The 20,403-nt window shown below is 62.9% G+C and carries 17 protein-coding genes; 5 read left to right on the forward strand and 12 right to left on the reverse strand.

Translation table 11 applies throughout. The annotated features are described in order from the left end of the window. Window positions 1-117: 117 nt before the first annotated feature. Window positions 118-732 carry a 3'-5' exonuclease gene (locus O7A60_RS29420; protein WP_337109199.1) on the forward strand — a complete coding sequence of 205 codons (615 nt, stop codon included), beginning with the start codon at window positions 118-120 and terminating at the stop codon, window positions 730-732. A 38-nt stretch (window positions 733-770) separates the two neighbouring features. Here the strand turns inward: O7A60_RS29420 and O7A60_RS29425 are convergent, their stop codons facing one another. From O7A60_RS29425 to O7A60_RS29440, 4 genes are read right to left on the reverse strand one after another with little or no spacing between them, the layout of a single operon-like run. Further along, complete coding sequence (locus O7A60_RS29425; protein WP_337109200.1) at window positions 771-1,421, reverse strand: ABC-type transport auxiliary lipoprotein family protein; 651 nt, start codon at window positions 1,419-1,421, stop codon at window positions 771-773. A gap of 37 nt (window positions 1,422-1,458) precedes the next feature. Then, window positions 1,459-2,832, reverse strand: coding sequence for an MlaD family protein (locus tag O7A60_RS29430; RefSeq protein WP_337109201.1), 1,374 nt, complete (start codon window positions 2,830-2,832; stop codon window positions 1,459-1,461). A gap of 14 nt (window positions 2,833-2,846) precedes the next feature. Then, window positions 2,847-3,656: an ABC transporter ATP-binding protein gene (locus O7A60_RS29435; protein WP_140503653.1), complete on the reverse strand. Its 810-nt coding sequence runs from the start codon at window positions 3,654-3,656 to the stop codon at window positions 2,847-2,849. 4 nt (window positions 3,657-3,660) lie between these two features. Then, on the reverse strand, window positions 3,661-4,848 hold the full coding sequence (locus O7A60_RS29440) for an ABC transporter permease (protein WP_337109202.1): 1,188 nt from the start codon (window positions 4,846-4,848) through the stop codon (window positions 3,661-3,663). Window positions 4,849-4,925: 77 nt separating this feature from the next. Here O7A60_RS29440 and dgcA point away from each other — a divergent pair, with 77 nt between their 5' ends. After that, the gene (gene dgcA, locus O7A60_RS29445) at window positions 4,926-5,909 is read left to right on the forward strand and encodes an N-acetyl-D-Glu racemase DgcA (protein ID WP_337109203.1); all 984 of its coding nucleotides are present in this window, start codon (window positions 4,926-4,928) and stop codon (window positions 5,907-5,909) included. Here dgcA and O7A60_RS29450 read toward each other — a convergent pair. Beyond that, on the reverse strand, window positions 5,880-7,094 hold the full coding sequence (locus O7A60_RS29450) for an MFS transporter (RefSeq protein WP_337109204.1): 1,215 nt from the start codon (window positions 7,092-7,094) through the stop codon (window positions 5,880-5,882). The two genes, dgcA and O7A60_RS29450, sit on opposite strands and share 30 nt — an antisense overlap. A gap of 130 nt (window positions 7,095-7,224) precedes the next feature. Then, on the reverse strand, window positions 7,225-8,007 hold the full coding sequence (locus tag O7A60_RS29455; protein WP_337109223.1) for a UDP-2,3-diacylglucosamine diphosphatase: 783 nt from the start codon (window positions 8,005-8,007) through the stop codon (window positions 7,225-7,227). Window positions 8,008-8,159: 152 nt separating this feature from the next. Here O7A60_RS29455 and O7A60_RS29460 point away from each other — a divergent pair, with 152 nt between their 5' ends. The 3 genes from O7A60_RS29460 (at window position 8,160) to O7A60_RS29470 (ending at window position 12,701) form a co-directional block, all read left to right on the forward strand. Then, window positions 8,160-8,939 (forward strand): SDR family oxidoreductase, encoded by a 780-nt coding sequence (locus O7A60_RS29460; RefSeq protein WP_027146364.1) that lies wholly within the window; start codon window positions 8,160-8,162, stop codon window positions 8,937-8,939. A gap of 168 nt (window positions 8,940-9,107) precedes the next feature. Further along, on the forward strand, window positions 9,108-11,432 hold the full coding sequence (locus O7A60_RS29465) for an NADP-dependent malic enzyme (protein WP_337109205.1): 2,325 nt from the start codon (window positions 9,108-9,110) through the stop codon (window positions 11,430-11,432). 69 nt (window positions 11,433-11,501) lie between these two features. Next, entirely contained in the window at window positions 11,502-12,701 is a 1,200-nt protein-coding gene (locus O7A60_RS29470) for a DUF2865 domain-containing protein (RefSeq protein WP_337109206.1), read from the forward strand. On the opposite strand, the gene O7A60_RS29475 is transcribed toward O7A60_RS29470, so the two are convergent. The 6 genes from O7A60_RS29475 to O7A60_RS29500 form a co-directional block, all read right to left on the reverse strand. Then, window positions 12,619-13,992 carry a glutamate--tRNA ligase gene (locus O7A60_RS29475; RefSeq protein ID WP_337109207.1) on the reverse strand — a complete coding sequence of 458 codons (1,374 nt, stop codon included), beginning with the start codon at window positions 13,990-13,992 and terminating at the stop codon, window positions 12,619-12,621. The two genes, O7A60_RS29470 and O7A60_RS29475, sit on opposite strands and share 83 nt — an antisense overlap. Before the next feature lie 200 nt (window positions 13,993-14,192). Further along, a complete protein-coding gene (locus tag O7A60_RS29480) occupies window positions 14,193-14,900 on the reverse strand; it encodes a hypothetical protein (protein WP_337109208.1) in 708 nt (235 codons plus the stop codon). Between the two features lie 69 nt (window positions 14,901-14,969). After that, complete coding sequence (locus tag O7A60_RS29485; RefSeq protein ID WP_337109209.1) at window positions 14,970-15,338, reverse strand: hypothetical protein; 369 nt, start codon at window positions 15,336-15,338, stop codon at window positions 14,970-14,972. 229 nt (window positions 15,339-15,567) lie between these two features. Further along, window positions 15,568-17,373: an ABC transporter ATP-binding protein gene (locus O7A60_RS29490; protein ID WP_337109210.1), complete on the reverse strand. Its 1,806-nt coding sequence runs from the start codon at window positions 17,371-17,373 to the stop codon at window positions 15,568-15,570. A gap of 498 nt (window positions 17,374-17,871) precedes the next feature. Then, on the reverse strand, window positions 17,872-19,548 hold the full coding sequence (locus O7A60_RS29495) for an NAD+ synthase (protein ID WP_337109211.1): 1,677 nt from the start codon (window positions 19,546-19,548) through the stop codon (window positions 17,872-17,874). 63 nt (window positions 19,549-19,611) lie between these two features. Further along, window positions 19,612-20,328: a DNA-3-methyladenine glycosylase I gene (locus tag O7A60_RS29500; RefSeq protein ID WP_337109212.1), complete on the reverse strand. Its 717-nt coding sequence runs from the start codon at window positions 20,326-20,328 to the stop codon at window positions 19,612-19,614. Between the last annotated feature and the right edge of the window lie 75 nt (window positions 20,329-20,403).

Here is a 20,403-nt window from a genome sequence, read left to right on the forward strand (position 1 = left end):
AAAAATCAGCGTTGAATCTGATTTGCCCTTCCTTGGGAATCCCAACCCGTTAAATCGTCACTACGTCCTAGGACGCATCCGGGTTTTATCTCGTTTTCCGGAACCGGATCCTGAGTTGTGAAAACGGCAATCATCTTCGACTGTGAGTTTCTCTGCCTTGAGGGCTCGCAACGCAGATTCTGGTGCGCGGCCCAGGACCCCGATCCGGTCATCGCCCAGATCGGCGCGGCAAGGCTCGGCCTCGAAGGCGACTTCCCCGTGCTGGGCACGCACAGCGCCTATATCAGGCCAGTCGACCGATTTGGCGAGAGATACGGGCTCGATCCGTTCTTCACCCGACTGACCGGCATCACAGAAGAAATCATCGAGGCCGAGGGCGTTTCGCTGGAAGATGCTCTTGCAGGCGTCGATCGTTTCTCAGATGGGGCTCGGTTCTGGTCTTGGGGCAAGGACGAACTGAACATGATCGCCATCAGTTGCTATGTCGCGGGCATCAAGCCCTCCATCCCGGCCACCCGGTTCGATAACGCCGTCAAGCTGCTGATCGCGGCCGGCATGCCGATCGAGGATTTGGCAAGGACGCCGAGCAACAAGCTTGCGGATTACCACGGCGTCGAACACCCGCCATTGCAGGGGCACGACGCGCTAGACGACGCGCTGTCCGTGACCTACACCCTGCAGCACCTGATGAAGACTGGAAAGCTGCGGCCGGACGCCTTCGAACGTCTGTAGCCTGAAAGAGTTTGGTTGAATCCCTGCGCGCCTGGCGCTCAGATCACCGAATCGGTCCAGCGGACGATCTGCTTGGCGGCATCGCCGAAGGCTGCATCGAGAGCGCCGACATAAGCGGGGTTGCCGCTGCCCGATACGGGCGCGGATGCGGTGAAGCTCTTGGAAGCCTTCACTTCGCCGTTGCGATCGTTGAGCAAGCGCACGAACAGGTCGACCTCGGCATGTTCGCCGCCATCGACGCGCACCTCGAAGGACCGAACCTCGACGATCACCTGATAGTCGATCGCCAGCCCCTCGCCCGGTTTCCCCACCCCGGCAAAGCTGCCCGAGCGCTGGAACGTCTCGGCCAACCGCGCCTGCACGACCAGCGGCAGGCGGTCAGCCCACTGCGCGCCCTTCAGATATTGGATCGAGCGGTCGGAGGGTTTGATGACGATGTTCTGGCTGTCCAGCGCCTTCAGCGCCGAGGGCTGAGCGATCAGAATCTGCCGGCGGCTATGGCCATGCGCGTCGACCATTGGCGCCGACAGTTCGAACGTGTCGAGCGGTGCCGGCTTGCCGCCCAGCACCGCACAACCGGCAACCGTCAGGACAAGCAGCGCCGCGGCTGATTTCAACCCGCCCGTTCCAAGCCTACTCAACGTCACGCGTGATCCCCGTTGTCCCCGGATCGTAAGATCAACCCGCATTCACGAGCTATGTTCTTGCTGCGGGCCGGCGCCGAAGTCAACGCCGCGCCCTGCCGTCGAATTGCCGAACCTCGCCTTCGCCACCCGAAAGGATGCGCTGCGGATTGCGGCTGAGATCCGTCACCGCCTCCTCGATGCGGTTGATCGAGCGGCGGCTGTCCTGCACCAGCGCCTCGACATTCTGCAGCCCCTGGCCGGAGAAGCGCGCCAGATTGTCGGTAATGACCCCAAGGCGGGCATTCAGCGTGTCGGCGACCTGCTTGAAGGATTTCAGCGTAGCCCTTGCGTCGGCCATCACGCCGTCGGCCTGGCCCGAGCCGAGCAGCTTGTCGACCTTGGCGAGGATACCGTCGACCCGCACCGAGGCGTCGTTAAGCCGTTGCGCCAGGTGCCTGGCGTCCTTGATTGTCTGGTCGATGTCGTCGGCCCGATTGGCGATCTTGCCGGTCACCTCCGCGATGTCGGCCGCCGCCTTGTTGGCGCTGTCGCTGGCCTTCCGGATGTTGGCCAGCGCTTCGCGCACCTGTGCCGGGTCGATGCCGTCGAGCACGCCATCGACCTTGGCCAACGTGCCTTGCGTCTGCTTGGCGAAGTCGTTGACCGATCCCACCGCCGTATCGACGTTCTTGATCACGCCGTCGAGCTGCCGCGAAGTTTCCTTGAGGTTGCCTGTCACCGTATCGACGTTGGAAACGATGCTTTTGATCTTGTCCTTATCGACGGCATTGAGCAGGCCTTCCGCCGCCTTCAGCGTGCCGTCGAGCTTTCCTGAAACGCCTTTCAGCTCGTCGAACAGCGCGCTGACGGCGGACAGGAATTTGTCGATGCCCTCGGAATTCCTGGCCAGTGCATCGGAAAATGTCTGCACATTGTGCACGGTCTGCGTCAGCGGCCCGCGGACATCCTTTGTGAAGCCTTCCAGCTCCGTCAGCACCTTGTCGGCGCGGGTGAAGATGTTCTGCGCCGTCTGCAGCAGATTGGTCACGGCCGAAGGGTTGGCGACGATCTCGGCGACCTTGCCTTCCTTTTCGGCCTGGTCGAGCAGCTTCACTTCCTTGGGGTCGGCGCCCTTGAGCTCGATATTGGCCTGCCCGGTGAGGCCGGCGAGGCCGATATCGGCCTGCGTCGACTTGGTGATCGGCGTCATCCGGTCGATCTCGGTGTCGGCGATGGCGACAGTTGGATTGTCGACGTCGATATAGACGCGCTTGACGTCGCCAACCTTGACGCCGTTGAACAGCACGAAGCTGCCGCGGCCGAGACCGGAAGCCGAGCCCGGAATGCGCACCCGCAGCAGCGTCGTCTCGCCCCTGTCGCCGATCGCGGCCGTCCAATAGACGAAGCCGAAAGCCGCCAGGATCGCAACCAGCGTGAAAATGCCGACAATGACGTAGTTGGCTCTGGTTTCCATTGCTTCACTTATGGCTATGCACGTGCGGCAAGATCAAGTTGCCGGGCGCGTTTTCCGCGGAAATAGGATTTCACCCACGGTTCCTCGCTCTTCAGCATGTCGTCGATACTGCCTTCGACCAGCACCTTTTTCTTGCCGAGCACCGCCACGTGGTCGCAAGCGGTAAACAGCGTGTCGAGGTCGTGGGTCACCATGTATACCGTCAGGTCCATGGTGTCGCGCAGCTTGACGACGAGCTCGTCGAACTCGGCCGCGCTGATCGGATCGAGGCCCGACGTCGGCTCGTCGAGAAAGACGATGTCCGGATCAAGCGCCAGCGCCCTGGCAAGCGCGGCACGCTTGATCATGCCGCCGGAGAGCTCGGAGGGAAATTTCTGCGCCGCGTCCGGCGGCAGGCCGACCAGCTCGATCTTCAGCAGCGCCAGCTCGTCCATCAGCTTCCTGGGCAGGTCGAGATATTCGCGCATCGGCACCTGCACGTTCTCCATCACGGTCAGCGCCGAAAACAGCGCACCATGCTGGAACAGCACGCCAAGACGCATGTCGATGCGCAGCCGCTCGATATCGCTTGCCTTGTCGACATCGACGCCGAACAGTTTGATTGTTCCCGACTGCTTGGGCATCAGCCCGAGAATGGTGCGCAACAGCACGGACTTGCCGGCGCCCGAGGCTCCGACGAACCCCAGTATCTCGCCGCGCGTGATGTCGAGCGACAGCTTGTCGAGGATCAGCTTGTCGTCAATGGCAACGGTGACGTCGTGCACCGAGAGGACGATTTCACTGTCGTCCTCGCCCTTCACCTCTATCCCGTTGCCCTTCGCCATCTTGTCAGAACTCGATCGCTGCGTAGAACATGGCGAAAAGCCCGTCGAGGATGATGACGACGAAAATCGACTTCACCACCGAAGCGGTCACGTGCTGGCCGAGCGATTCGGCACTGCCGCCGACCTTCATGCCCTCGACGGAGGCGATCGTGCCGATGATCATGGCCATGAACGGCGCCTTGATCAGCCCGGCGAAAATCGTGCTGAGATCGATTGCGACACGCAACCGGTCGATGAAGGCAGCAGGTGGGATATCGGAGTAAAGCCAGGCAGCGACAATGCCGCCGCCGAGTGCGGCGAAATTGGCGATGATCGTCAGGCAGGGCAAGGCGATCACCAGCGCTACAAGGCGCGGAAAGACCAGGACGCCGATCGGATTGAGGCCGATGACCTTCAACGCGTCGACCTCCTCGCGCATCTTCATCGAGCCGATTTCGGCGGTGATCGCGCTGCCGGAGCGGCCGGCGATCATGATTGCCGTCATCAGCACGCCGAGTTCGCGCAGGATCAGCACGCCCACGAGATCGACGACGAAGATATCGGCGCCGAAATAGCTGAGCTGATAAGCGCCCTGCTGGGCAACGATGGCACCGACGATCGCCGACATCAGCACCACCACGGGGATTGCGCCGACCCCCATGCGATCGATCTGGTTGAAAATCGCCGCCGGGTTGACGGCATGGCCGCGGCCGAGCTTCATCTGCGCGCCGCGGATGGTGGCGCCCAATATATTCATCGAAGCGAGGAAATCGTCGCGCATCTCGTAGACGCGCCGGCCAACCGCCTCCAGTGCCCGAATGACAATGTTGGGCGGCCGCGCCGGTCCGGATTCGGGTTCGCGCCGGACAGCTTCGCCGACCGCGTCGAGCAGGATGGAGGCGATCTCGCTTTGGCCTTGCAGCCGGACCTCGACGTTCTTCTTCTCGAAGGCGCTGACCAGCCGGTCAATCAGCCAGGCGCCGGCGGTATCGATCTTCTCAATTTTTGAAAGATCAAGCGCCAAAGTCTTGAAACCGCTTCGTTTCTCGATTTTGCGCATGTCGGCGTCGATCAGCGCCACGGTCCGTGTCGTCCAGATTCCGGAGAATGCGCAGCCGAGAACGCCATCTTCCTCGCCGACCACCACGCGCGGGTCGTGGTCACCCCCCGAGGCGGTCGTGCCGCTTGCGTCGCGCTTGCCTATGGTCAACATGGCGTCCTGTTTAGCCTGATGGGTCCGACCTTGTCGATTTGCCGACAACCCTTCTCGCATAGCCGGAGCAGAAAAATATGGCGCGTGTCATTTCGGTCGAGGCCGAGCGGTTTCCGATCGCCGGAACCTTCACCATTTCGCGCGGCTCCAAAACCGAAGCCGAGGTCATCACCTGCACGATCAGCCAGGGCGGTCATAGCGGGCGCGGCGAATGTGTTCCTTATACGCGCTATGGCGAGACCATGGAGGGTGTTCGCGATGCTATCGAGGCGATGCGCGACCGGATTGTCAGCGGGATGGACCGCACCGCCCTGCTCGACGCAATGCCTGCTGGGGCGGGGCGTAACGCCATAGACTGTGCCCTTTGGGACCTTGAAGCCAAGATCAGCGGCAATCCGGTGGCGAACGCAATCTGGCCGGCCCCGTTGCATCAGCTCGAAACCGCCTACACGCTGTCGCTCGGCGAACCGGAAGCGATGGCGGCGCAGGCTCGCGCCAATGCCGGCAGGCCGCTGCTCAAGGTCAAGATCGGCGGCGACAACGACATCGCCCGCATCCGGGCGGTGAGACAGGCAGCACCCGAGAGCCGACTGATCCTCGATGCCAATGAAGGTTGGACCGACGACAACATTGTCGCGAACTTCGCCTTTGCCGCCGAACAGGACATCGCCCTGATCGAACAGCCGCTGCCGGCGGGCCGGGACGGCATCCTGCGCCACATCGCGCATCCGGTGCCGGTCTGCGCCGACGAAAGCGTTCATGAAGCAAGGAATCTCGAAGCGCTTGTCGGTCTCTACGACGCCGTCAATATCAAGCTCGACAAGTCCGGCGGGCTGACGGCGGCGCTCACCTTGCGCGACCGCGCCCGTGAACTGGGCTTTGGCGTCATGGTCGGCTGCATGGTCGGCACGTCGCTGGCAATGGCGCCGGCTGTGCTGCTCGCGCAAGGAGCCGACTTCGTCGACCTCGACGGGCCGCTGCTGCTTGCCCGGGACCGTGTGCCGGGCCTCGTTTACCAGGGATCGCTCGTCTCACCACCGGACCGGGCGCTGTGGGGCTGAGCGCGCGGCAAGCCCGATCAGCACGAGGCCAATGATCGCGATCGGGATCATCGCAAGGAACCCGTCGACGCCCAGACGGTCATAGAGCGGACCGGACGCAAGCGTGACGGCGGCCATGAAGAAACCGTTGAAGAAATAGGCGATGCCTTGCGCGGCACCCGTGCGCTCTTCGGACACGGTTTCGGCGATCATCTTCTGCAGGCCGATCAGCACCATCGCGACAGACACCGAATGCAGCGACTGCACGGCGAAGAACCCGCCGACGCCAAGGCCGAGCGGCCACACCAGCGGAAAGGCGAACCAACGCACGATCGAACCGATGCCGGCAATGAGCATTACCCGGACGACGGATATGGAGGCGAAAATGCGATTGAACAACAAAAACATACAGACTTCGGAGACCACGCCCCAAGCCCACAGCAGGCCGACGACGGAATCGCTGATGCCGATCGATTTCCAGTAGATCGAGACGAAGCCGTAAAGGAAGGCATGGCTGGCGGTGATGATGCCGACGCCAAGCGTGAAATAGAGGAAATAAGCATTAAATAGCCCCGGCGCCGCGTGCTGGATTTCCGCCGCCGACAGCGGCGAGGCTTTGCGCGGCCGGCCCATGCGCGGCGCCAGCAGGCCTGCGACGAGTTCCGCGCCAAGGGCAAGGAATATGATCACCGGAACGGCTTGAGGGCCTCTGGCAGCCAGAATGAAGCCGCCCGCGACATTGGCCAGGAGATAGCAGACCGACCCCCATTTACGCATGCTCGCATAATTGGAACCGAAGCGGCGCACGCCCGAAAGCGCGAGCGAATCGGCGATCGGCGAATGCGGTGTCCAGACAATGGTCAGCAACAACGACACCGCCAGCACCGTCGCGTAGGTCGGTGTCAGGAAGTACCCCGCGGAGAGCAGCAGCGAGGCCGCGACCAGTACGACATAGACGTCGGCGCGGTCCCTGGCTCGATCGGCAAGTGTCGTCAGCAGCGGCGTCGTGACGACGCGCAGGAACATCGGCGCCGCCAGGATGACGGCGATCTGCTCGGCGTGAAATCCCTTGGCCTGCAACCAAAGCGGGAAATAGGGCAAATGGGTGCCAAGCGATATGAACAGCGTGCCGAAGATCAGGCTCATGCGCAGCTCAAAACGGCTCGGCTTCACGAGTTGTTCGGGCGAAAGCGGCGGCAGCGGCATGAATCGATCCAATGACGCTGCGCTCAACGACCGGCGAGCAGCGAGAACCGATCCTTAACATGAGGAAAAACCGGGCGAAACCGGCTGGACCAGCCGATTAACACCAGAAAGTGCAGGGCCGGCTTCCGCCTCAGGCGGCCTGCACCACCCTGTCCTCGATGAGCATCGGGATGAAGGGTTCGTCAGGCGCTTCAGGCAGGATATGCGCCCAGGTCAGGATTTCTATGCGGCCGTCGAAATGCTCGACCACGGCGGTGCAACTCTCCACCCAGTCACCGGTGTTGATATACTGCACGTCGCCATAGCTTTCGATGGCGGCATGGTGGATGTGCCCGCAGATGACGCCGTCGACATGCGAGCGTCGCGCTTCCTCGCTGAGCACCGTCTGGAAAGAGCCGATGAAGTTCACGGCCTTCTTGACCTTGACCTTGGCCCAGGACGAAAACGACCAGTAAGGCAGGCCGAGCAGTTGGCGCAACCGCGTGATCAACCGGTTGACCTGCATGGCGGCGTCATAGGCATGGTCGCCGAGATAGGCGAGCCAACGCTGGTTGTGGACGACGGTATCGAACTGGTCGCCATGGATGACCAGCAGCCGCCGGCCATCGGCGGTTTCGTGGATGGCGCGGTCGGCAACGACGATGCCGCCGAAATGCACGCCCTGGAACTGGCGGGCGAATTCGTCGTGATTGCCGGCGATATAGGTGATCGAGGCGCCCTTGCGCGCCTTGCGCAGCAGTTTCTGCACGACGTCATTGTGGCTTTGCGGCCAGTGCCAGCTGCGCCTCAGGCGCCAGCCGTCGACGATATCGCCGACCAGATAGATGATGTCGGCATCGTGGTAGCGAAGGAAGTCGATCAGGAAATCAGCCTTCGCCGCCTTCGACCCCAGATGGACGTCGGAAATGAACATGCTGCGGAAAGTGCGGGGCTCTTGGCCTGGCATCGCGGATTCACCCTTGCTTTCGAGCAGCCTATGCCCCGATTCATGCAACAACCGTATGACGGTTGCGATTGGTCCAGCGCTGGCGCTAGCCTGCCGGGCAAATCAAGGAGAAAATCATCATGGATCTCGGTATCCGCGGAAAGAAGGCCATCGTCTGCGCTTCGAGCAAGGGGCTTGGTCGTGGCTGCGCCATGGCGCTGGCCGAGGCAGGCTGCGACATCGTCGTCAATGGGCGCAATGCGGAGCTGGTCGCCAAAACCGCCGCGGAGCTGCGCCAGCGCCATGGTGTGACGGTGACGGAGGTCGTCGGCGACGTTTCGAAGCCGGAGGTACAGAAAGCGTTGCTCGCCGCCTGTCCGGAACCCGACATCCTCGTCAACAACAATGGCGGACCGCCGCTTCGCGATTTCCGCGAGCTCGATCGTGGAAAGATCCTCGAAGGCGTTACCCAGAACATGGTGACCCCGATCGAACTGGTGCAGGCGGTCATAGACGGCATGGCGGCGCGCGGCTTCGGGCGCATCGTCAACATCACCTCGCTGTCGGTCTATGTCCCCATCCCCGGCCTTGACCTGTCATCTGGTGCGCGCGCCGGCCTGACGTCGTTCCTCGCCGGCGTGGCGCGCACGGTGATCGAGCGCAACGTGACTATCAACAGCCTGCTGCCGGGCAAGCTCGATACCGACCGGCTGCGCGGCCCGCATGAGGCCGGCACGCCAGAGGATCCCAAGGCGGCCGCGGCGCGCAAGACCCGCATCAGTGCCGACGTACCGGCCAAGCGGCTCGGCACTCCGGAGGAATTCGGCCAGATCTGCGCCTTCCTGTGCTCTGTCCACGCCGGCTATCTGACCGGGCAGAACATACCCGTCGACGGCGGTCTCTACGTCAGCGCCTTTTGACCCGCGAAGCAGGGCAAACTGATTTCGCATGAAACCACGGTAACCAACTGAGAAACATTGTATTTTTACGCGCCGGCATTTAAAGCTGCCGGCGCGTCAATTAGCGTCGCGAAAAATCTTGGCCTCATGCTAAAAGGACTCTCGAAGCAGGTTTGGAGGAGCGGCCGCATGGAAGGCGAGAACAAGAAAACGGCACGTTCGGACCTCGACGAAGCCGCCCTCTACTTCCATAAGCACCCGACGCCGGGAAAGCTCGAGATCCAGGCCACCAAGCCACTCGGCAACCAGCGCGACCTGGCGCTCGCTTATTCGCCCGGCGTCGCCGCCCCTTGCCTGGAGATTCGCGACGATCCGGCGACTGCCGCCGACTACACGGCGCGCGCCAACCTGGTCGGCGTCGTGTCGAACGGCTCGGCCGTGCTCGGCCTCGGCAATATCGGGCCGCTGGCCTCCAAGCCGGTGATGGAGGGCAAGGCGGTCCTGTTCAAGAAGTTCGCCGGCATCGACGTCTTCGACATCGAGATCGACGCGCCGGAAATCGAGCGCATGGTCGAAACCGTCGCCGCGCTGGAACCGACTTTTGGTGGCATCAACCTCGAGGACATCAAGGCGCCGGAATGTTTTGAAGTCGAAGAACGCCTGAAAGCTCGCATGAGCATACCGGTGTTCCATGACGACCAGCACGGCACCGCCATCATCGTCGCCGCCGCCGTGCTCAATGGGCTGGAATTCGCCGGCAAGACGATTTCGGACATCAAGATCGTCACTTCCGGCGCAGGTGCTGCCGCCCTTGCCTGCCTCAATCTGCTCGTTTCGCTCGGCGTGCGCGTCGAGAACATCTGGGTCACCGACCGTTTCGGCGTCGCCTACAAGGGTCGTGTCGACGAGATGGACCGCTGGAAAGACCCTTATGTAAAAGACACAGAGGCGCGCACGCTCGCCGACGTCATAGCGGGCGCCGATGTCTTTCTCGGCCTCTCGGCCGCCGGTGTGCTGAAGCCGGAGCTGCTGCAACACATGGCGCCGAAGCCGTTGATCCTGGCGCTTGCCAATCCCAATCCGGAGATCATGCCGGAAGTGGCGCGCGCGGCGCGTCCGGACGCCATGATCTGCACGGGCCGGTCCGATTTTCCCAATCAGGTCAATAACGTGCTTTGCTTCCCCTATATCTTCAGGGGAGCCCTCGACTGCGGCGCCAGCGCCATCAATGAGGAGATGAAGATGGCGGCGGTCCGGGCGATCGCCGCCCTTGCCCGCGAAGAACCTTCCGATGTCGCCGCGCGCGCCTATTCGGGCGAAACGCCGATCTTCGGACCCGAATTCCTGATCCCCTCGCCCTTCGACCCGCGCCTCATCCTGCGCATCGCGCCGGCCGTCGCCAAGGCAGCCTGCGACACCGGTGTGGCGACACGGCCGATCACGGACTTCGCCGCCTATATCGACAAGCTCAATCGCTTTGTCTTCCGCTCCGGTCTGGTGATGAAGCCGGTGTTCTCCTCCGCCAAGTCCTCGAGCGCCAAACGCGTCATCTACGCCGACGGCGAGGACGAGCGTGTCCTGCGTGCCGCCCAGGTTGTGCTCGAGGAAGGTATCGCCGAGCCGATCCTGATCGGCCGCCCGCACGTCATCGAGGTCAGGCTGAAGCGTTATGGCCTGCGCATCAAGCCCGGTATCGATTTCGGCCTGATCAACCCGGAGGACGATCCGCGCTACCGCCACTATGTTGACCTCCTGATCGAACTCGCCGGCCGCCGCGGCGTGACGACAGAGGCCGCGCGTACCATGGTGCGCACCGACAACACGGTGATCGCGGCGTTGGCGCTGAAGCGCGGCGATGCCGACGCCATGGTCTGTGGCCTCGAAGGCCGTTTCGAGCGGCATCTGCGCAACGTGACGCTGATCATTGGGCCGCGCACCGGCATCAAGGACCGGGACCTGTCGACCCTTTCCATGCTGATCTCGCAGCGCGGCATCATCTTCCTCACCGACACTCACGTCTCCGTCGACCCCACGGCCGACGAAATCGCCGAGATGACCGTGCTGGCGGCGGAAGAAATCCAGCGTTTCGGCATCGAGCCGAAGGCGGCACTGCTGTCGCATTCGGATTTCGGCTCGCGTGATTCGCCGAGCGCGCTGAAGATGCGTCAGGCAGCGGCCATTCTGGCGCGCATCGCGCCGGAGCTGCAGTGCGACGGCGAAATGCATGCCGATTCCGCTTTGTCGGAGCATCTGCGCCAGCGCGTCTATCCGCATTCGCGTCTGAAGGGCGAAGCCAATCTCCTGGTGTTCCCGAACCTCGATTCGGCCAACATCACGCTGACGGCGCTGCGGGCCATGATGGATGCCCTGCATGTCGGCCCCATCCTTCTCGGCACCGACAAGCCGGCGCACATATTGACGCCCTCGGTGACCTCGCGCGGCGTCGTTAACATGACGGCGCTGGCGGTGGTCGAAGCCGCGCACAAGGCGCAGGCGATCGCCAATCTGGACTGACTTCCGAAATGGACGATTAAACGCGAACGGGTTAGCCTTGGCGACCAGAGGCAAGCGGGATCGAGGCGGATGGCAAGCGGAGGTTTGAAGCAGGCGCATGCTGCCGTGCTGCTTGGTCTTCTGCTGTCCGGCGCAGCGGTCGGCGAGCCGCAGGCCGCTTCACGGGTCTGCCGTCAGCTGGAGGCCGACCTCGCCGCGGCCTCACGCGGCGGTGGCGGCGGCCCGGCACTGGTCCGGAAATACGACGCCGCGATCGAAAGGCAGCGCGAACAGATCTCGAAGGCTCGCGGCCAGGCGAACAGTGCCGGGTGTGGGTTCTCGCTGTTTTCGCGCAACATCAACCAGTGTGCTGGGCTGAACGCCACCATCGAGCGCATGAACGCCAATCTCGACAGTCTGCAGGCCAAGCGTGCCCAACTCGCCGGCGGCGGCGGTTCACGCCGCGACCGGGGCCGTATCCTGGCGGCGCTCGACGCCAATGACTGCCGTGACGATGCGGTGGCACCCCGCCGCGCGCTTCCGCAGGAAGCCAATCGTGAAGAGGGGGCTAATGCCAACCTCTTCGATCAGCTTTTCGGCGGCGGCAACCGGCAGATCGATACGTTGGACCAGCCTGACGATTCCGGCGAGGAACGCGACGTCAGCCGCGTCCTCAACCAGCCCGGCATTCCGGACGTTGCGAGCAGCGGCGGCGAATTCCACACCAGTTGCGTCCGCACCTGCGATGGCTATTTCTTCCCCATGTCGAACGCCGCCTCGGCCGGCGATTTCGAGCGCGACCAGAAGAATTGCGAATCGGCTTGCCCCGGCACCGAGATGCAGGTTTTCTATTCGCGCGGCATGGACGACGATTCGGCATCGATGACGTCATCGGTCACTGGCAGGCCCTATGGCGAATTGCCAACCGCCTATCTCTACAAACAGCCCAACATGTCGCGGCCGCCCGCTTGCGGCTGCAATGCCGCGCAGAATTTCCAGATCATTGGCGGCAACCCGCCAAGTCAGCAACAATCACAGCCCGAACGGGATGCGGCGCCGACTATTCCGGCCTCGAAGCCTGATCCGGGTGCCGACCCCGAGACCCTGGCCAATAGAGACGGCGGACTCGACCGTGAAGCCATCAAGCGCCTTTCGGCGAAGCCGGTGGCATCGCCGGTTTCGGCCCTGCCTCCGGAACAGCGCAAGGTCAGGGTCGTCGGGCCATCGTTCCTTCCCGACCCATCAGCGGCAATAGATCTGCAAGCTCCGGCCCCGACGGCAGCCCAGTAAGGGCAAGCCTGAGCGGCATAAACAGCGCCTTGCCCTTGCGGCCGGTCGCTTCCCTGATCTTGCCGGTCCAATCCTTCCAGACCGTCCCGTTCCACGGTTCTTCAGGCAGGAGATCGAGTGCCTGATGCAGAAAATCGCGGTCGTCATCGGAAAACTCGGGCTTCTCCTGCGGCCCTTCGCGCAGGACACGCCACCAGGCAACCGCATCGGCCAACCGGTCGATATTGCCGCGCACCGCCAGCCAGAACGGTTCGGCGTGTTCGCCTGAAATACCCAGCACCATCAGCCGGTCCCGCGCCTCGTCGAACGGCATACGCTGCAGCAGCACCCGGTTGAGCACGAACAGTTCGGCCGGATCGAACTTGGATGACGATTTCGAGGTCGCGGCCGGATCGAAATGGCCGGCAAGTTCGGCCAGGTCATGCGCGGCCGCGACATTCTCCGACGTGCCGACCAGCACGGCCAGCGAAGCGACGGCCATCGGCTCGATGCCGTCTTCGCGCAGGCTCTCGATGGAAAGTGCGCCGGTGCGCTTCGACAGCCCCTCGCCCGAGACGGTGGTCAGGAGATTGTGGTGGCCGAAGACCGGCGGCTCGGCACCCAGCGCCTTGAACAGGGCGATCTGCACGCCGGTGTTCGTGACATGATCGTCGCCGCGGATGACGTGGCTGACGCCCATCTCGATGTCGTCGACAACGGAGGGCAGCGTGTAGAGATAGGTGCCGTCCTCACGCACCAGCACCGGATCGGACAGCGAAGCCAGATCCACCGTCTCCTCGCCACGCACCAGATCGTCCCAGTGGATCTCGGTGCGCTCCGGCTGCCGCGGATCGCTGGAGAAATTGGGCAGCAGGAAACGCCAATGGGGCCGGCGGCCGTCGGCCTGATATTCGGCCACCTGCTCTGTCGTCAGCGCCAATGCCTCGCGGCCATAGACCGGCGGCAGGCCCCGCGTGCGGCGCACCTTGCGCCTGAGGTCGAGTTCTTCCGGCGTTTCGTAGCAGGCGTAGAGAACACCCGCCGCCTTCAGCCGCTCAACCGCAGCGTCATAGACTTCGAAGCGCCGCGACTGATAATCGGTGACATCCGGGAAGATGCCCAGCCAATGCAAGTCGTAGAGGATGGCGTCGGCGAATTCCTGCTTCGAGCGGGCTATGTCGGTGTCGTCGAAGCGCTGGATGAAGCGGCCCTTGTTGTTGAGGGCAAACAGCCAGTTGAACAGAGCGGTGCGCGCATTGCCGATATGGATGCGGCCGGTTGGTGACGGGGCGAAACGAACGGTAACTTTCATGAGCGGGGCGTACCGGATGCCTTTGTGATTGACAAGATGCGCCCCCGCGCCGTGCCGCAGACATAGAACATGGCGGCTGGAATGAAAAGACCGGGCCGGGCACAGCCTCAGGCGGCGCGTGGGCTGCGGCCCGTCCGGCGGCGCCGCCATGAGAGGGTGCAGCCAACCGGCGGAGTCGACGAAGAGGTCGTTGAAGACGATCAGCGGCCGAAGTCGTCGGAACTGAGGCGGGTCCAGCGGTCGCCCATCAACCCGCCGATAGCGATGTCGCCGGAGCGGACCGCTTCCGTGACCTCGGGGATTCGCGAGCGGACCATCGTCCCCCCGGCATAACGGAAGAAGAGATTCTTGTAGCCGAAGAGGTGAGGCATGAACCTGCTCTGGGTCTGTCCGGTGATGCCCACGCAGCCCATATCCCGCGCAGCCGCGACAAGGCCTTCCAGCGTCGCGCCCCAGTGGTGTCCGGAAGCCTGGATTTGCAACTGGATCGCCATGTCGCCGGCTTGACCGTAGAAGGCGTAGCAACCGAGCATTTTGCCCGTCGCGTCGTAAGTCCCGCCGAAATGAAGTGGGCCGTCGGCCCGCTTCTCGGCCGCCAGTGCGAGCAGCCGGGGCAGTTCGCCATCCTTCCAACTCGGGCGAAGGGCATGATCGGACAGGAGGGTCGGCAGCCGCTCGGCAAATTGCGCGGCATTGATCGGCTCGGCATGGACCCGTTGCGACGATGAATGCTGGACGGGCGGTTCGAACCTTCGTTTCGCGAGAACGTCGAATGCTCTCGCGCAGGGATCGAGTGCCAGGCGAGGCAGGCGGGGCCATTTGCGGTGCAATGCGGCGGCGGCCATCGCGGCCGGCCGGAAAACATAGGTCCATGCCAGACAATGGACCGGCAGGAGTTGGTATTTCATCGGACGAGCGAAGGCCAGAGATACCCGGTTGGCCGAATCGGTCAGCTGCAGATCGAATTCACCTTGATGCTAGGCACGCAGCAATTGCGGTCCGGCCGAGCCGTGATCGGCGCCAGGGTCGGCCATGAACGGACCGATGATCGCCGCATTCAATGCCGCTCCGTTGAGCTCGTAACGGGCTTTCAGGACGCCAAGGAACCCACCTAGATCGCCCTGCGGGTTGATCTGGACAAGAGCGTTGCTCTCACCGGACTGGCCGGCAGGGTCAAGATAGATCTTTCCCATATACTCCGCCGTTTCCGCGATCGCGCGATCGGGGAGGTGACGCCGACGCCGGCGAAACTTCGTCAGGAAGAGTGCGGCGACACGCTCGAGATCTTCGGCGGCAAGCGGCCGAACCGAGCCGTGCTGAGATTCCAGCACCGAAGGCGCAGCCACCTTTTCCACACCGGTAGTTTCGGAATCAAGACGCATTGTGAGACCGCTTAGATTGCTTCTTTGGTATACAACAACCAAAAGTAGAGAAACGAATTTCGGTCGGTAACGTAAACAGACGTCGCAAATCGATGTCTGGAAAAGGGCTTCACTGGCGGGTTCGCTCAGCCAGCATACGCCAAGTGATAGGCACTCCGGATGGCCTCCGGCCAAAGCCGGAGGCCATCTCAGGTCAATCGACGAGGCCCTTGGTCAGCTCCAGCGCCTGGCGCTCGAACAGGCGGCGGTAGATGCCGCCCTTCAGGCGGATCAACTCGTCATGCGAGCCTTCCTCGACGATCTTGCCGCGATCGAAGACCAGCAGCCTGTCGAGTGCCCTCACCGTCGAAAGCCGATGCGCGATGACCAGCGTCGTGCGGCCGATCATAAGCCGTTCCATCGCCTGCTGGATCAGCACCTCGGATTCCGAATCGAGGCTCGACGTCGCTTCGTCCAGGATCAGGATGCGCGCATCGGCCAGGAAAGCGCGGGCGATCGCCACGCGCTGGCGCTCGCCGCCCGACAGTTTCACGCCACGCTCGCCGACCAGCGTGCCATAGCCCTTCGGCAGGTTGGCGATGAAGTCGTGCGCGCTCGCCAGCCTGGCGGCATGCTCGATCTCCTCCTGGCTGGCGCTTGGCCTGCTATAGGCGATGTTTTCGGCCAGCGAACGATGGAACAGGATCGGTTCCTGCTGGACGATGGCGATCTGGCCGCGCAGCGACGCCTGGGCGACTTGTGAGATATCCTGGCCATCGATCACGATCTTTCCCGCGCTAACGTCATAGAGCCGCTGGATGAGCTTGACGAATGTCGTCTTGCCCGAACCCGAGTGACCGACGAGTCCGACACGTTCGCCTGGCGCGATGTCGACCGAAAAGTCGCGGTAGAGCGGCGACCGGTGATTGCCGTAGTGGAAGGCGACGTTGTCGAAGGCAATGTGACCCTGCGTGATGGCAATCGGTCCGGCGCCGGGCCGATCTTCGATACCGAGCGGTTCCGACTGGAAATCGACCAGTTCCTCCATGTCGTTGATCGAACGCTGCAAATTGCGAATATGCGTGCCGATATCGCGCAAATAGCCTTGCAGCACGAAGAACGAGGTCAGCACAAAGGCGACATCGCCGGCGCTCGCCTGCCCCCACGACCACAGCATCAGCGCTAGGCCGATCACCGCGGCGCGCATGACCAGCAGCAGCGCCCCTTGCGTGGTGCCGTTGATGGTGCCGCGCACCCAGGTGCGCCTTGTGCGGGCGCGCCATTTGGCAACCACCCTGGCGAGGCGGCGCTCCTCGCGCTCCTCGGCGCCAAAGCCCTTGACCACGGCGTTGCAGCTCACCGCGTCGGCCAGCGAACCACCGAGACGCGTGTCCCAGGTGTTGGCGAGCCTTGCCGCCGGCGCGACATAGCCGAGCGACAGCATCGCCGTCACCATGATGAACAGCACCGAGCCGGCTGCGACGACCACGCCCATCAGCGGCCAGAACCAGCCGAGCAGCAGCGTCGAGCCGGCGAGCATGACAACGGACGGCAGCAGCGCGATCAGGATGGTGTCGTTCAGCAGGTCGAGCGCCCACATGCCGCGCGTCACCTTGCGCACGATCGAGCCGGCAAAACTGTTGGCATGCCAGTCGGTCGAAAAGCGCTGAACGCGATGGAAGGCGTCGGCCGCGATGTCGGCCATCATCTTGAGTGTCAACTCAACGATACCCATGAAGGCAAGGTTGCGCAGCACGACCCCGGTGAGCGCCAGCGCCATCAGAATCAAGAATGCCGTCATCGCTGCATTCCAGGCAATGGCGTCCGCGCCGGCGCTGCTGGCGACGGCGTCGACCAGCCGGCCGGAATAGAGCGGTGTCAGCACGTCGGCCAGCGTCGACAGCAGGAAACCGCCCATGATCAGCGAGAGCCGCCAAGGCTGACGCCGCCAATGTATGAGCGTGAACCCAAGAACGCTGCGAAAGGCGCTGGCGCGCAAATCGATCTTGAAACGAGCCATGATGTCATTCGGGCGCAAACGAGCCCGATCCCAGTAAGGTCGAAAATTGGAAGACCGCCCGGAGCGAATTGCCCTTGAATGCGGAGGTTCGGCTATGGTTGGTCGCCTGCCCTTGGGCGGCGATCGGCAGCGGCAAATGCCTTTTCTGCGTCCGGTGTGGTTCCGATACTTCGGAACACCGGCGCAGACCTAGGCCTCGCGGCCTCGCATAACGATGTCAAATCCGGGCATTCGGTCCTCCCTGAAGGGAATCGCGGAGACGCCGTTATACGGACGCTTCGATCGTTCGCCAAGGCAAGCCATGGCCAAAAGCACTTCTGGTCCAGCCGATGAGGCGATTTTGCAACAGTCGGACCTGTCCCTATCGTCGCCGCATGGTTTTCACCCGGCAGGCCATCAACAGCTCGGAGGTCGCTCGGAAATCGATCCGCGACAGTCGCCATGCCTGCACTCTCGCCCGCAGCATCGCGCACTCTCGCTCAGCAAGCGAAAAGGCGCCTATCCACGATCCCTGAAACGGTTGGTGATGGGATAGCGGCGGTCGCGGCCAAAATTCTTCCTGGTGATCTTCACACCCGGTGCCGCCTGCCGGCGCTTATATTCGGCGATGTAGAGCAGATGTTCGATGCGCGTCACCGTCGCCCGGTCGTGGCCACGCGCGACAATGTCGTCGACGCCCATTTCGTTCTCGACCAGGCATTCCAAAATATCGTCCAGCACCGGATAGGGCGGCAGCGAATCCTGGTCTGTCTGGTTCTCGCGCAATTCGGCCGACGGCGCCTTGTCGATGATGTTCTTCGGGATCACCTCGCCCGAAGGTCCGAGCGCGCCCGGCGGCACATGACTGTTGCGCCAGCGCGACAGCGCATAGACCTGCATCTTGTAAAGGTCCTTGATCGGATTGAAGCCGCCGTTCATGTCGCCATAGAGCGTGGCGTAGCCGACCGACATCTCGCTCTTGTTGCCCGTGGTCACCACCATGGAGCCGAATTTGTTGGAGATCGCCATCAGGATGGTGCCGCGCGCACGGCTCTGCAAATTCTCCTCGGTGATGCCTTCCTTGGTGCCTTCGAACAACTGTGTCAGCGTGTGCAAAAATCCTTCGACCGGCTCGAAGATCGGCACGATGTCATAGCGGCAGCCGAGCGCACGGGCGCAGTCCTCGGCATCCCTAAGCGAGTCCTTCGAGGTGTAGCGATAAGGCATCATGACGGCACGCAGCCGCTCCTCGCCGAGCGCATCGACCGCAAGGGCGGCACAGATCGCCGAATCGATGCCGCCGGACAGGCCGAGCACCACGTTCTTGAAGCCGTTCTTGTTGACGTAGTCGCGCAGGCCGAGCATGCAGGCGCGGTAGTCGGCCTCTTCCCGTTCGGGGATTTTCGACATCGGTCCTTGCGAACAGACCCAGCCGTTGTCCGTACGTTTCCAGATGGTGACGTCGACCGCGTCCTCGAACTGGCTCATCTGGAAGGCGAGCGTCTTGTCGGCCCCGATGGCGAAGGAGGCGCCGTCGAAGATCAGCTCGTCCTGGCCGCCGAGCTGGTTGGCATAGATCATCGGCAATCCGCATTCGATGACCTGCTTGATAACGACCTGGTGGCGAACGTCGATCTTGGCGCGATAGTAGGGCGAACCGTTCGGCACCAGCAGGATTTCCGCGCCGCTTTCGGCCAGCGTCTCGCAGATGCCGACCTCGCCCCAGATGTCCTCGCAGATCGGTATGCCTATGCGCACGCCGCGGAAGTTGACCGGTCCCTGGATCTCGGGCCCTGCCTGGAAGACGCGCTTCTCGTCGAACTCGCCGTAATTCGGCAGGTCGAGCTTGTAGCGTTCGGCGATGATCTTGCCGCCATCGGCGAAGACGATGGAATTATGCGTGCCGCTCTTGCGCTTCAGCGGCGTGCCGATGATGACGCCCGGACCGCCGTCGGCGGTATCGGCGGCAAAGTCCTCGGCGGCGCGCTCGCATGCCCTGAGGAAGGCCGGCTTCAGCACCAGATCCTCCGGCGGATAGCCAGCAAGGAAAAGCTCGGTATAGAGCACGAGATCGGCGCCCTGGCGGGCGGCATCCGCCCTCGCCTCGCGTGCCTTGGCGAGGTTGCCGGCGACGTCACCGACGGTCGGGTTGAGCTGGGCGATGGCGATACGCAGTATGTTGAGCTTCTTGGTCATGCTGCTGACTTAGCGCGGCGGAATTCACCTCGCAATGGCGTTCGTTTGGACCAATTCAGACCGTCAATCGTCGCCCATATAGTCGCGCAACGATTGCGGAGAGTGGTTTTCGCCGATCGACATCGCCAGGATGCGCGAGATGTGCCGGCGCGGCAGGCCTGTCTCGTCAGCCCATCGGTTGATCTGGATCTGGACTTTGTCGAGGTCTTTCTTCGATGTCGGATTTTCGGCGATGTCGAGGCCCGCGTCGCGAAGTGCGGCGGCCATGTCGGCCGAAATGACGAAAGCATCCCAGCCCAGCCAGCGCAGGAAATACTGGCCGGTGTTGCCGCCGAGCCGGCTGCCATGCTTGCCCAGATAGGCCATCAGCCCGATCTGGTCGTCGGCGGGCCATTCGGCGAGAAAATTGCCGAAGCCGCCATGTTCCCTGGACACGCGTTCAACGAAAGCGGCGTTGTCGCGAACGGATTTGATCTTCTGCGGATTGCGCACGATGCGTTGATCCGAAGCCAGGTCGTACCAGAAATCGTCAGGCTGGAACAACAGCCGCTTGGGCTCGAAGCGCAGGAACGCCTCTTCGAATCCAGGCCATTTCTGCTCGATGACCCGCCAGACGAAGCCGGCTGCGAAGACGCGCTCGGCCATCGTCGAGAGGATACGGTCATCGGTGATGTCGGCCACCACCGCATTGTCGGGCATCGGTCCCAACAGGGAGGTCAGTTCCGCCTCACCGCCCTTGCGATTTGCCGCGCGAGCACGAATTTTCTTGAAGTCGGCCATCGGTCCCCTCGTTTCGCCTCAATCTAGCACTTCCCGCCCGGGCCGGCAGCCTCTACCTCTAGCGCAGCAAAGCGC

The sequence above is a fragment of the Mesorhizobium salmacidum (SeqCode) genome (assembly GCF_037179605.1).
In the GTDB taxonomy this organism is placed as follows: domain Bacteria; phylum Pseudomonadota; class Alphaproteobacteria; order Rhizobiales; family Rhizobiaceae; genus Mesorhizobium; species Mesorhizobium salmacidum.

What these genes read in the sequence shown, in the direction of transcription:
- O7A60_RS29440 (WP_337109202.1), bottom strand. Translation starts at nt 4,848, where the DNA reads ATGTTGACCATAGGCAAGCGCGACGCAAGCGGCACGACCGCCTCGGGG.
- O7A60_RS29480 (WP_337109208.1), bottom strand. Translation starts at nt 14,900, where the DNA reads ATGAAATACCAACTCCTGCCGGTCCATTGTCTGGCATGGACCTATGTT.
- O7A60_RS29435 (WP_140503653.1), bottom strand. Translation starts at nt 3,656, where the DNA reads ATGGCGAAGGGCAACGGGATAGAGGTGAAGGGCGAGGACGACAGTGAA.
- O7A60_RS29460 (WP_027146364.1), top strand. Translation starts at nt 8,160, where the DNA reads ATGGATCTCGGTATCCGCGGAAAGAAGGCCATCGTCTGCGCTTCGAGC.
- O7A60_RS29490 (WP_337109210.1), bottom strand. Translation starts at nt 17,373, where the DNA reads ATGGCTCGTTTCAAGATCGATTTGCGCGCCAGCGCCTTTCGCAGCGTT.
- O7A60_RS29500 (WP_337109212.1), bottom strand. Translation starts at nt 20,328, where the DNA reads ATGGCCGACTTCAAGAAAATTCGTGCTCGCGCGGCAAATCGCAAGGGC.
- O7A60_RS29475 (WP_337109207.1), bottom strand. Translation starts at nt 13,992, where the DNA reads ATGAAAGTTACCGTTCGTTTCGCCCCGTCACCAACCGGCCGCATCCAT.
- O7A60_RS29470 (WP_337109206.1), top strand. Translation starts at nt 11,502, where the DNA reads ATGGCAAGCGGAGGTTTGAAGCAGGCGCATGCTGCCGTGCTGCTTGGT.
- O7A60_RS29495 (WP_337109211.1), bottom strand. Translation starts at nt 19,548, where the DNA reads ATGACCAAGAAGCTCAACATACTGCGTATCGCCATCGCCCAGCTCAAC.
- O7A60_RS29455 (WP_337109223.1), bottom strand. Translation starts at nt 8,007, where the DNA reads ATGTTCATTTCCGACGTCCATCTGGGGTCGAAGGCGGCGAAGGCTGAT.
- O7A60_RS29425 (WP_337109200.1), bottom strand. Translation starts at nt 1,421, where the DNA reads ATGCGGGTTGATCTTACGATCCGGGGACAACGGGGATCACGCGTGACG.
- dgcA (WP_337109203.1), top strand. Translation starts at nt 4,926, where the DNA reads ATGGCGCGTGTCATTTCGGTCGAGGCCGAGCGGTTTCCGATCGCCGGA.
- O7A60_RS29465 (WP_337109205.1), top strand. Translation starts at nt 9,108, where the DNA reads ATGGAAGGCGAGAACAAGAAAACGGCACGTTCGGACCTCGACGAAGCC.
- O7A60_RS29450 (WP_337109204.1), bottom strand. Translation starts at nt 7,094, where the DNA reads ATGCCGCTGCCGCCGCTTTCGCCCGAACAACTCGTGAAGCCGAGCCGT.
- O7A60_RS29430 (WP_337109201.1), bottom strand. Translation starts at nt 2,832, where the DNA reads ATGGAAACCAGAGCCAACTACGTCATTGTCGGCATTTTCACGCTGGTT.